The following is an 11,480-nucleotide window of genomic DNA, read 5'->3' on the forward strand; positions in this document are numbered from 1 at the left end:
GCACCCCACACCGCCAGCACCCGCATGCCACCCACTCCTCGCTCCAGCCGCCCGAACCCGCCGCGGTCGCAGGGATGTATCCCACGTACGGCGAGCGGCAGGCGCCCTCCATCAGGTGACACCGGCCCGGCATGCCAAGCTGGCCCCATGCTCGTAGCCCGCTCCGCCGCCCTGTTCACCGTGGCCGCCCTCTTCGAGATCGGCGGCGCCTGGCTGGTCTGGCAGGGCGTACGGGAGCACCGCGGCTGGATGTGGACCGCGGGCGGCGTCCTCGCCCTGGGTGCCTACGGCTTCGTCGCCACCTTCCAGCCCGACGCCCACTTCGGCCGCATCCTCGCCGCGTACGGCGGCATCTTCGTGGCCGGCTCGATCCTGTGGGGCATGGCGGCCGACGGCTACCGCCCCGACCGCTGGGACATCTCGGGCGCCCTGATCTGCCTCGCCGGCATGGCGGTGATCATGTACGCCCCGCGCGGCGACTGAGCGACCGTACGCGGTGAGCGCCCCGGCGAACCGTGGGCCCACACAAAGAGACCACCCTCCGGCGTCGCACCGGCCCGCGATCCGGACCGCCCGGAGCCCCGGACCACGGCCGACCTATTCTGGCGGGAGTCCGAACCCGCGCCCGCCCGAGGAGCAGCCCATGGCATCCGCCGCCCCGTCCCCCGCGTCCCGGATCGCCGTCGTCACCGGGGCGAGCAGCGGAATCGGCGCGGCGACCGCACGGCAGCTCGCCGCGGCCGGCTACCGGGTCGTGCTGACGGCCCGCCGCAAGGACCGCATCGAGGCGCTCGCGGAGGAGATCAACGCGGCCGGCCACCAGGCGACGGCCTACCCGCTGGACGTGACAGACCGCGCGGCCGTCGACGAGTTCGCCACGGCCTTCAAGACGGTCGGCGTCCTCGTCAACAACGCCGGCGGAGCCCTCGGCGCCGACCCCGTCGCCACCGGTGACCCCGCCGACTGGCGCACGATGTACGAGACCAACGTCATCGGCACCCTGAACCTCACCCAGGCCCTGCTGCCCAAGCTCGACGCGAGCGGCGACGGCACGATCGTCGTCGTCTCCTCGACCGCGGGACACGGCACCTACGAGGGCGGTGGCGGCTATGTCGCCGCCAAGCACGGCGCCCACGTCCTCGCCGAGACCCTGCGCCTGGAGATCGTCGGCCGCCCCGTCCGCGTGATCGAGATCGCGCCCGGCATGGTCAAGACCGACGAGTTCGCCCTGACCCGCTTCGGCGGCGACCGCGACAAGGCGGAGAAGGTCTACCGGGGCGTGGCGGAACCCCTCACCGCCGACGACGTCGCCGACACCATCACCTGGGCGGTCACCCGCCCCAGCCACGTCAACGTCGACCTCCTGGTCCTGCGCCCCCGCGCCCAGGCCTCCAACACAAAGGTGCACCGAGACCTGTGACCCGGGACCAGAAGGACCCCCACGACGAACGCCACATGTGGTGGTGGCTCGCCTACTTCCTCTTCGGCATCCACATCGTGGCGTTCGTCATGATCTACGCGGTGACCCACGCTCCGAAGTGAGCGCGGCTCACCCCTTCACGCACACGACCTGCTTCAGCTTCGCCACGACCTCCACCAGGTCCCGCTGCTGGTCGATGACCTGGTCGATCGACTTGTAGGCAGCCGGGATCTCGTCCACCACGCCGGAGTCCTTGCGGCACTCCACGCCCCGTGTCTGCTCCTCCAGGTCCCCGGTGGAGAAGCGCCGCTTGGCCGCGTTGCGGCTCATGCGCCGACCCGCGCCGTGCGAGGCCGAGTTGAAGGCCTTCTCGTTGCCGAGGCCCTTCACGATGTACGACCCCGTCCCCATGGAGCCCGGGATGATGCCGTACTCGCCGGAACCGGCCCGGATCGCGCCCTTGCGGGTCACGAGCAGGTCCATCCCGTCGTAGCGCTCCTCGGCCACGTAGTTGTGGTGTGCGCTGATCTCCGGCTCGAAGGTCGGCCTGGCCTTCTTGAACTCCTTGCTGACCACGTCCTTGAGCAGCGCCATCATGATGGTGCGGTTGTACCTGGCGTACTCCTGCGCCCAGAACAGGTCGTTGCGGTACGCCTCCATCTGCGGTGTCCGCGCGATGAAGACGGCCAGGTCGCGGTCGACCAGTCCCTGGTTGTGCGGCAGCTTCTGGGCCACGCCGATGTGGAACTCGGCCAGTTCCTTGCCGATGTTGCGGGAACCGGAGTGCAGCATCAGCCAGACAGAACCGGTCGTGTCCGTGCAGACCTCGACAAAGTGGTTGCCGGATCCGAGCGTTCCCATCTGCTTTCCGGCCCGCTCGTGACGGAATTTGACCGCCTCCGCAACCCCGTCGAACCGCCTCCAGAAGTCGTCCCACCCCCCGGTCGCCAGCCCGTGGAAGCGGCCCGGGTCGACGGGGCTGTCGTGCATTCCCCGTCCCACCGGAATCGCCTGCTCGATCCTCGACCGCAGCCGGGACAGGTCACCGGGAAGGTCGTTCGCCGTCAGGGACGTCTTCACCGCCGACATTCCGCAGCCGATGTCCACGCCCACCGCCGCCGGGCACACCGCACCCTGCATCGCGATGACCGACCCGACCGTCGCACCCTTGCCGTAGTGGACGTCCGGCATGACGGCCAGCCCCTTGATCCACGGCAGGGTCGCGACGTTGCGCAGCTGCTGCAGGGCCCCGTCCTCGACGGTCGCCGGGTCGGCCCACATGCGGATCGGGACCTTCGCGCCCGGCATCTCCACGTACGACATATCGTCCTCATTCCCCCGCAAAACCAACAGAAGTCTCTAAACGCAAAACCGGCGCCAAGGTCGACGTATGGGATGACGGACCGGCGTTCACGGCAGTGCGTGCGATACACATTGTCTGCTGGGGACGCCCCCGTGCGGCAAGCGAATAACCTGCGGGGACACTGAGATCCCCACGAGTCGGAGACATTCCGAGAGGAGCCCCACCGTGCAGCGGAAGGCCTTTGTACCCGGCGTCGCCGCCCTCCTCGCGGCGCTGCTGGCCGGCTGCACCGGCAGCTCCGGCGACGACGGCACGACGGACGGCGCCAACCCGGGCGACACCGGCACCGCCTCCGCCGCCGCCCAGCCCGGCAAGTACCGCACGCTCCCCGAGCCGTGCGGCGTGGTCGCCCAGAGCACCCTGGACGCGCTCCTGCCCGGCATCCAGCAGATCACCGACGAGAAGCAGCGCGCGAAGGCCTACGAGGGCGACGCGACCCTCACCTACGACACGGACCGCAAGGTCGGCTGCCGTTGGAAGGTGGAGGCCACGGACGCCACCGAGTACCTGTCGGTCGACTTCGAGCGGGTGGTGTCGTACGACAACGCGGTCAGCGACGACAGCCAGGCGCAGCAACTCTTCGCGCAGGCCGAGGAGAAGGCGGATCTGCCGGTGGCGGCGACGTCCGCCACCTCGGACGTGGAGGAGAGCGGTACCGCCGCCGCCACCGCCTCCCCGACGGCCGGCCCGAGCGGTTCCGTGAGTCCGAGCGGTTCGGCCTCGGCCTCCGCCACCCCGTCAGATCTCCAGCCCCGCCTGCTGGACGATCTGGGTGACGAGGCGTTCCTGGACGACGCGTCGAGCAACTCGGGTTCGACGGCCCAGCAGCGCAAGGTGACTGTGGCGTTCCGCACGTCCAACGTGATCGTGACCATCGAGTACGAGGAGCAGCCGACGACGATCGGCGTCACTCCGGACAGCAAGGAAATGCAGGACAACGCCCGGAAACTGGCCGCGCAGCTGGCCGGGTCGCTGTCCGGCTGAGGGCTCTGCACACACCTCTCACCCGTGCGCACAAAGCCTTCGATGCTGGACCGCACGGCATCCTCACCGCGTACCGTGGCCCCTCGGACCCGTTCCGACGGCAGGAACCACAAGCGTCATGAGTGAAGGAACCATGCAGCGACGAGCAGAGCGTGACCAGGGTGTTCAGCGAGAGAAGCGTCTTCACCGCGTCCTTGTCTGCGCGGCCGCAGTCCCGGTGATGCTGATCGCCGCCGGCTGCTCCTCCGACTCCGGCGACTCCGGCTCCGGCAGCGGTGGCGACAAGGCCGCAGGCGCCGGTGCGACGGTGTCGGCCTCCGCGAGCGCGGCGCCCACCGTGCAGGCGGCGGCGTACAAGTCGCTTCCGGAGTCGTGCGCGGTGCTGTCCTCGAAGACCCTGAAGTCGTTGGTGCCGGAGGCGTCGAAGTCCGGCAAGAAGGGCACCTCCGAGGCGGGTACGCGCGGCAGTTGCTCCTGGAGCAGCCTCGACAACAACGGGGTGAAGGGTTCCCAGTTCCGCTGGTTGAACGTGTCGCTGCTGCGGTTCGAGTCGGACACCTCGCGCGGTACGGGTGAGGCGCAGGCGGCGAAGTACTACGAGCAGCAGATCCAGGACGCCCAGTCGGTGGCGGGCGCGAAGAACACCAAGTCGCAGCCGGTGTCGGGGACGGGGGACGCGGCGACGCTGGTGCGCTACGACCTGAAGAAGAAGGAAGGCGCGTTCAAGCAGCAGACGGTCGTCTCGCGCGTGGAGAACGTCGTCGTCACCGTCGACTACAACGGCGCGGGCCTGGCCGGTGACAAGGCGCCCAGTGCGGACTCCCTGGTGAAGCTGGCGGAGCGGGCGACCAAGGAGGCGGTGACCGCGGTCGCGGCGGCGAACGGCGAGGGTGCGGCGAGTCCGGCCCCGTCCGGCTCGGCGTCCAAGGCCCCGTCGAAGTCCGCGTCCCCCTCTGCGTCCGCGTCCAAGTCGGCGTCGAAGTCGGCATCTCCGTCCAAGTCGGCCGCGAAGTCGGGCTGACGTAGCACCGAGGGCCTGTACCGGCCATCCGTGCGCAGCACATATGTGCCACTCTGTTGCGCGCAACAACACGTAACGGGAGGGGAGTACGGGTGTCCGCGCCCATGCAGCTGACTCGAATGCACCGCGTGCTCATCGGCGTGGTCGTGTTCGGCGCCGTGATCATCGCCGGCATCGGTTTCGCGGGGTCGTACGCGGCCGTCCGTGAACTCGCCGTCCAGAAGGGCTTCGGGAACTTCAGTTATGTGCTCCCGATCGGCATCGACGCGGGTATCTGTGTCCTGCTGGCCCTGGATCTGCTTCTGACGTGGATCCGCATCCCGTTCCCGCTGCTGCGGCAGACGGCGTGGCTGCTGACGGCCGCGACGATCGCCTTCAACGGCGCGGCGGCCTGGCCGGATCCGCTGGGTGTGGGGATGCACGCGGTGATCCCGATCCTGTTCGTGGTGTCGGTGGAGGCGGCCCGGCACGCGATCGGCCGGATCGCGGACATCACGGCGGACAAGCACATGGAGGGGGTCCGCCTCACCCGCTGGCTGCTCTCCCCGATTCCGACGTTCCTGCTGTGGCGCCGGATGAAGCTGTGGGAGCTGCGCTCCTACGAGCAGGTCATCAAGCTGGAGCAGGAGCGTCTCGTCTATCGTGCGCGCCTGCACTCCCGTTTCGGCCGGGCCTGGCGCCGCAAGGCCCCGGTGGAGTCCCTGATGCCGCTGCGTCTGGCGAGGTACGGGGTTCCGCTGGCGGAGACGGCGCCGGCGGGTCTGGCGGCGGCGGGCATCGAGCCTGTGCTGCTGCCTCCGGCTCCGGAGCCCGCCCAGCTCCCCGCGGCCGCCCCTGCCGTGGCCGCGGACGTCCGCCCCGCCGTGGCGGCTCCCGTCCCGCAGCAGGCTGCCGCCCGGCCCGAGCCGGAGCCCGAACTCGAACCCGACCAGAGCCCGTGGTTCGAGACCCCCAAGCAGGTCGAGTACCAGGGCGGCTACAACCCCGACTACGACCCCGCGGAGCAGTACAACAGCTGGTACGAGGAGCAGTTGGAAGCCGAGCAGTACGAGCTTCAGCAGATCCAGTACGAGGAGCCTGCGCAGGAGCCCTCGATGGAGGAGACCGGCAGCTTCCCCATCCCCGTGAGCACCGGCCGCACCCGCGAGCTGGGCGAGGGCGGCGGCACCCCCGAACCGACGGAGGAGGACTTCTACCTGGTCTTCAAGAAGTCGATAGACGGCAGCTACCCCTCCCCCGGCCAGCTCAGGGGCGACGTGGAGGCGACGTACGGCGTCGTGCTCTCGCAGCGCGACGCCGAGCGGATGGTCAACCGCTTCACGAACCGCCACACGGCGGAGCTCCAGGAAGACCACATCGCCTGAGCCACCCGGACACGAGAAGGGGCCCTCCGCACCGGAGGGCCCCTTCTCCTTACCGTTCGTCACTCCCCGAGCAGCGCCCGGACCCGCTCCTGTCCGACGGCCAGCAGCAGCGTGGGCAGCCGGGGCCCGGTGTCCCGGGAGACCAGCAGCCGGTAGAGCAGGGCGAAGAAGGTCCGCTGGGCGGTCTTGATCTCGGCCGGCAGCTCCTTGGGCGTGGCGTCCGCGGAGAACCCGGCCTGCACCTTGGGCACGCCGTACACGAGGTGGGTGAGCCCGTCGAGAGACCAGTGCGAGGCCAGTCCGTCGAGGAGCAGCCGCAGTGACTGCTGGGAGGCCTCGTCGAGGGACTTCAGCAGTTCGGCGTCGGGTTCGTCGCGCACGATGGTCCGCTGGTCGGCGGGGACCTGGGTGTTGATCCAGGCTTCGGCCTTGTCGTACCGGGGCCGGGCCTCGTCCAGCGCCGAGAGCGGGTTGTCGGGGTCCAGTTCGCTGAGGATCCGCAGCGCCTGGTCCTCGTGTCCGGCGGTGATGTCGGCGACGGAGGCGAGTGTGCGGTACGGCAGCACGCGCGCGGTCCGGGGCAGCTCACCGCCGGCCGTGCGCACGGCACGGGAGTGCGCGGCGATGTCGGCGGGCAGCGCGCTCCCGTCGGCGACCTTGGCGTCCAGCTTGTCCCACTCGTCGTAGAGCCGCTGGATCTCCTGGTCGAAGGCGATCTTGAAGGACTGGTTGGGCCTGCGGCGGGCGTAGAGCCAGCGCAGGATCTGCGGCTCCATGATCTTCAGCGCGTCGCCGGGCGTGGGCACACCGCCCTTCGACGACGACATCTTCGCCATCCCGGAGATCCCGACGAAGGCGTACATGGGCCCGATCGGCTGCTTCCCCCCGAAGATCCCGACGATCTGCCCGCCGACCTGGAAGGAGGACCCGGGCGAGGAGTGGTCGACGCCGCTGGGCTCGAAGACGACTCCCTCGTAGGCCCACCGCATCGGCCAGTCGACCTTCCAGACGAGCTTGCCGCGGTTGAACTCGTTCAGCCGGACCGTCTCGGAGAAGCCGCAGGCGGTGCAGGTGTACGACAGCTCGGTGGTGGCGTCGTCGTAGGAGGTGACGGTGGTGAGGTCCTTCTCGCAGTTGCCGCAGTAGGGCTTGTACGGGAAGTACCCGGCGGAGCCGGAGGAGCCGTCGTCCTCGGCGGCCGCGCCGGACCCCTCGGCGGCCTCCACCTCGGCCTCGTCGAGCGGCTTCTGCTGCTTCTTCGCGGCGGCCGGGGCCTTCTTGGTGCGGTACTGGTCGAGGATCGCGTCGATGTCCCCGCGGTGCGCCATGGCGTGCAGGATCTGCTCGCGGTAGACGCCGGAGGTGTACTGCGCGGTCTGGCTGATCCCGTCGAACTCGACTCCGAGTTCGGCGAGCGCCTCGACCATGGCGGCCTTGAAGTGCTCGGCCCAGTTCGGGAACGCCGACCCGTTCGGGGCGGGCACGGAGGTCAGCGGCTTGCCGATGTGCTCGGCCCACGAGTCGTCGACGCCCGGGACACCGGCGGGCACCTTGCGGTACCGGTCGTAGTCGTCCCAGGAGATCAGGTGGCGAACCTGGTGGCCCCGGCGCCGGATCTCGTCGGCGACGAGGTGCGGGGTCATGACCTCGCGCAGGTTCCCGAGGTGGATCGGTCCGGAGGGGGACAGCCCGGAGGCGACGACGACCGGTTTGCCCGGGGCCCGACGCTCCGACTCCTCGATGACCTCATCCGCGAAACGGGAGACCCAGTCGGTGGTCTCAGCGCTCTGACCCACGATCGGCACGTCCTCTTTTGCTGGTGTTGCTGAAGGCTTGATGGACGCCCCATTCTCCCAGACGGCCCCGCGCCGGAGAAAACCGCTTTACCCCCCGTGGGATACTGACCGTGTCTATCTGATCCCCCGAGGAGAACGGCACCCACTTCCATGGCCCCGGTCACGTCCCTCAGCGACTCCGTCAACCAGCAGCTCGGCTCCGCGATCTCCGCCACCCTGCCGGAGACCTCCGCGGACCCCCTGCTGCGACGCAGCGACCGGGCCGACTTCCAGGCGAACGGCATCCTGGCGCTCGCCAAGAAGGCCAAGGCCAACCCCCGGGACCTGGCGACCCAGGTGGTCTCCCGGCTGGTCACGGGTGACGTGATCAAGGACGTCGAGGTCTCGGGCCCCGGCTTCCTGAACATCACGATCACCGACCGGGCGATCACCGAGAACCTCGCCGCGCGGTACGCCGACGAGACCGGCCGCCTGGGCGTGCCGCTCGCCGCCGACCCGGGCGTCACGGTCGTCGACTACGCCCAGCCGAACGTGGCCAAGGAGATGCACGTCGGCCACCTGCGGTCCGCGGTGATCGGCGACGCGCTGCGCGCGATGCTGGACTTCACCGGCGAGAAGACGATCGGCCGGCACCACATCGGCGACTGGGGCACGCAGTTCGGCATGCTCATCCAGTACCTGATGGAGCACCCCGGCGAGCTGGCCCCGGCCTCGGAGGTCGACGGCGAGCAGGCCATGTCGAACCTGAACCGGGTGTACAAGGCGTCGCGCGCGGTCTTCGACGCGGACGAGGAGTTCAAGGAGCGGGCCCGGAAGCGGGTCGTCGCCCTCCAGTCCGGCGACAAGGAGACGCTCGACCTCTGGCAGCAGTTCGTGGACGAGTCGAAGGTCTACTTCTACTCGGTCTTCGAGAAGCTGGACATGGAGATCCGCGACGACGAGATCGTCGGCGAGTCGGCGTACAACGAGGGCATGCCCGAGACCGCCCGGCTCCTGGAGGAGATGGGCGTCGCGGTCCGCTCCGAGGGCGCGCTTGTCGTGTTCTTCGACGAGATCCGGGGCAAGGACGACCAGCCGGTCCCGCTGATCGTGCAGAAGGCGGACGGCGGCTTCGGGTACGCGGCCAGCGACCTGACGGCGATCAGGAACCGGGTCACCGACCTGCACGCGACCTCGCTCCTCTACGTCGTCGACGTCCGCCAGTCCCTCCACTTCAAGATGGTCTTCGAGGCGGCCCGCCGCGCCGGCTGGCTGACCGACGAGGTCACCGCGCACAACATGGGCTACGGCACGGTCCTCGGCGCGGACGGCAAGCCCTTCAAGACGCGTGAGGGCGAGACGGTCAAGCTGGAGGACCTGCTGGACGAGGCGGTGCAGCGGGCCGCCGAGGTCGTACGGGAGAAGGCGAAGGACCTCACCGAGGCCGAGATCCAGGAGCGGGCCGCGCAGGTGGGCATCGGCGCGGTGAAGTACGCCGACCTGTCCACGTCCCCCAGCCGGGACTACAAGTTCGACCTGGACCAGATGGTCTCGCTGAACGGCGACACGTCGGTCTACCTCCAGTACGCGTACGCCCGTATCCAGTCGATCCTGCGCAAGGCGGGAGAGGTCCGGCCGTCCGCCCACCCGGAGCTCGAACTGGCCGACGCCGAGCGGGCGTTGGGCCTGCACCTGGACTCGTTCGGCAGCACGGTGTTCGAGGCGGCCGCGGAGTACGCCCCGCACAAGCTCGCCGCGTACCTGTACCAGCTGGCGTCCCTGTACACGTCGTTCTACGACAAGTGCCCGGTCCTCAAGGCCGACACCCAGGCCCAGGTGGAGAACCGCCTGCTCCTGTGCGACCTGACCGCCCGCACCCTGCACCAGGGCATGGCCCTGCTGGGCATCAGGACGCCCGAGCGCCTGTGACAGGGGAGGTCAGGGCTCGGCGCGCGCGAACTCGCACCACACCGCCTTCCCCGGCCTCCGCTCCCGCACCCCCCACCTGTCACTGAGGGCGGCCACCAGCAGCAGCCCCCGGCCGCCCTCGTCCCCGTCCCGCACGACGTGCGGGACACCGCCCCCGCTGTCGTGCACCTCGACGACCAGGGTGCTCTCGTCGTACCGCAGGAGCAGCCGCAGTTGGCGTCCTGGCGGTACGCCGTGCAGCAGGGCGTTCGTCACCAGTTCGCTCACGCAGAGCAGTACGTCGTCCGCCCGTGAGGTCTCCGCGAGACCCCAGCCGGCCAGGGCCTGGGCGGTGAAACGGCGTGCGGCCTGCGCGGACCGGCGTTCACGGCGGAAGAACCGCTCGCGCAGGAGGGGCAGGTGGGTCGTCTCGTTCACGGGACGAGGGTTGCGGAGAGTGACTAGCGTGGATCACTCGGTGAACCCGTACAGATTTTTTGTACGGGTTCGGACCGGGTGACGTACGCGAGCCCAGGGGGATGGAGTCCTTCATGAGCGCCAGGAAGACGCCAAGGCCGAAGAACCTCACGTCCATGAAGATGCTGGGCAGACAGCTCGGCACCGCGCGCCGCGCCGCGGGCCACACCCAGATCGCCCTCGCCGGTCTGGTCCGCGTCGACGAGGAGACCATCGCGTCGATCGAGCAGGGCAGACGGACGCTGAAACCGGACCTGGCCGCGGCGCTGGACGAAGTCCTGGAGACGAAGGGGATGTTGGCGGCGGGGGTGGCCAACCTGCCGGACATCGACCAGTTCCCGATGTGGGCCGAGCTGTACGTCGAGCACGAGCGCGAGGCCATCGCCCTGTCCTGGTACGACGCCCTGGTGGTACCGGGGCTGCTCCAGACCGAGCCGTACGCGCGCGCGTTGCTGGGCGGACGTGTTCCGGCGTACGACGCCGACGAGTTGGAGACGAAGGTCTCAGCCCGCGTCGGTCGCCGGGAGATCCTGCACCGCAAGGTCCCGCCGACGCTGAGCTTCGTTGTCTGGGAGCCCGCGCTCCTCATGCCGACGGGCGGCCGCGAGACGCACCTGGACCAGTTGCGCTTCCTGCGCGAATGCTCCGAACTCCCCTGTGTGTCCTTGCAGATCCTGCCGCTGAAGCGCACTTCGCACGCGGGGGACGCGGGACCGTTCATCCTCCTCGAAACACCCGACCATCAGCACCTCGCCTACACCGAGTCCCAACGCGGCAGCCAGTGGGTGTCCAACGCAGACGACGTGTCCATCCTTGCGCGCAAATATGCGATGCTGCGGACGCAGGCCCTCACCATCGAGGACTCCAGAAGCCTGCTGGACCGTCTGCTGGGAGAGCTATGAGCACCGCACTTCAGTGGTTCAAGTCGACCTACAGCAGCAGCGAAGGCGGCGCGTGTCTCGAAGTCGCCGTCACCTGGCGCAAGTCGAGCCACAGCAGCAGCGAGGGCGGCCAGTGCGTCGAGATCGCCACCTGCCCCCACACCATCCACATCCGCGACTCCAAGAACCCCGAGCCCACCCTCCAGGTAGCCCCCACCACCTGGACCGCCTTCACCACCGCCCTCAAGTAGCGCGCCGGAGGCCGTTGTCAGTGGCGGCCCCTACAG

12 protein-coding genes are annotated in these 11,480 nt (G+C 69.5%); 9 read left to right on the forward strand and 3 right to left on the reverse strand.

The annotated features are described in order from the left end of the window. The first annotated feature begins 147 nt into the window (after positions 1-147). The 3 genes from EHS43_RS24770 (at position 148) to EHS43_RS48035 (ending at position 1,542) form a co-directional block, all read left to right on the forward strand. A complete protein-coding gene (locus tag EHS43_RS24770) occupies positions 148-483 on the forward strand; it encodes a YnfA family protein (protein ID WP_125192963.1) in 336 nt (111 codons plus the stop codon). A gap of 160 nt (positions 484-643) precedes the next feature. Then, on the forward strand, positions 644-1,420 hold the full coding sequence (locus EHS43_RS24775) for an SDR family NAD(P)-dependent oxidoreductase (protein ID WP_125192964.1): 777 nt from the start codon (positions 644-646) through the stop codon (positions 1,418-1,420). After that, complete coding sequence (locus EHS43_RS48035; RefSeq protein ID WP_260470693.1) at positions 1,417-1,542, forward strand: hypothetical protein; 126 nt, start codon at positions 1,417-1,419, stop codon at positions 1,540-1,542. Before EHS43_RS24775 ends, EHS43_RS48035 begins: the two co-directional genes overlap by 4 nt. 7 nt (positions 1,543-1,549) lie before the next feature. On the opposite strand, the gene EHS43_RS24780 is transcribed toward EHS43_RS48035, so the two are convergent. Continuing rightward, the gene (locus EHS43_RS24780) at positions 1,550-2,743 is read right to left on the reverse strand and encodes an RtcB family protein (protein ID WP_125192965.1); all 1,194 of its coding nucleotides are present in this window, start codon (positions 2,741-2,743) and stop codon (positions 1,550-1,552) included. A gap of 205 nt (positions 2,744-2,948) precedes the next feature. On the opposite strand from EHS43_RS24780, the gene EHS43_RS24785 reads away from it, so the two are divergent. From EHS43_RS24785 to EHS43_RS24795, 3 genes are all read left to right on the forward strand, one after another. Beyond that, positions 2,949-3,767 carry a DUF3558 domain-containing protein gene (locus EHS43_RS24785; RefSeq protein WP_125192966.1) on the forward strand — a complete coding sequence of 273 codons (819 nt, stop codon included), beginning with the start codon at positions 2,949-2,951 and terminating at the stop codon, positions 3,765-3,767. A gap of 118 nt (positions 3,768-3,885) precedes the next feature. After that, the gene (locus EHS43_RS24790; RefSeq protein WP_185806387.1) at positions 3,886-4,788 is read left to right on the forward strand and encodes a DUF3558 domain-containing protein; all 903 of its coding nucleotides are present in this window, start codon (positions 3,886-3,888) and stop codon (positions 4,786-4,788) included. Between the two features lie 104 nt (positions 4,789-4,892). Then, entirely contained in the window at positions 4,893-6,152 is a 1,260-nt protein-coding gene (locus EHS43_RS24795) for a DUF2637 domain-containing protein (RefSeq protein WP_185806388.1), read from the forward strand. A 59-nt stretch (positions 6,153-6,211) separates the two neighbouring features. Here the strand turns inward: EHS43_RS24795 and lysS are convergent, their stop codons facing one another. Beyond that, on the reverse strand, positions 6,212-7,957 hold the full coding sequence (gene lysS / locus EHS43_RS24800) for a lysine--tRNA ligase (RefSeq protein ID WP_125192969.1): 1,746 nt from the start codon (positions 7,955-7,957) through the stop codon (positions 6,212-6,214). 141 nt (positions 7,958-8,098) lie between these two features. Here lysS and argS point away from each other — a divergent pair, with 141 nt between their 5' ends. Continuing rightward, entirely contained in the window at positions 8,099-9,856 is a 1,758-nt protein-coding gene (gene argS / locus EHS43_RS24805) for an arginine--tRNA ligase (protein WP_125192970.1), read from the forward strand. Positions 9,857-9,865: 9 nt separating this feature from the next. Here argS and EHS43_RS24810 read toward each other — a convergent pair whose 3' ends face one another. Next, positions 9,866-10,273, reverse strand: coding sequence for an ATP-binding protein (locus tag EHS43_RS24810; RefSeq protein ID WP_125192971.1), 408 nt, complete (start codon positions 10,271-10,273; stop codon positions 9,866-9,868). A 113-nt stretch (positions 10,274-10,386) separates the two neighbouring features. Here EHS43_RS24810 and EHS43_RS24815 point away from each other — a divergent pair, with 113 nt between their 5' ends. Together EHS43_RS24815 and EHS43_RS24820 are read left to right on the forward strand one after the other, a co-directional pair. Next, positions 10,387-11,214 carry a helix-turn-helix transcriptional regulator gene (locus tag EHS43_RS24815; protein ID WP_125192972.1) on the forward strand — a complete coding sequence of 276 codons (828 nt, stop codon included), beginning with the start codon at positions 10,387-10,389 and terminating at the stop codon, positions 11,212-11,214. Continuing rightward, a complete protein-coding gene (locus EHS43_RS24820; protein WP_125192973.1) occupies positions 11,211-11,444 on the forward strand; it encodes a DUF397 domain-containing protein in 234 nt (77 codons plus the stop codon). Before EHS43_RS24815 ends, EHS43_RS24820 begins: the two co-directional genes overlap by 4 nt. Positions 11,445-11,480 lie beyond the last annotated feature (36 nt).

The sequence above is a fragment of the Streptomyces sp. RP5T genome, from assembly GCF_003933965.1.
In the GTDB taxonomy this organism is placed as follows: Bacteria; Actinomycetota; Actinomycetes; order Streptomycetales; family Streptomycetaceae; genus Streptomyces.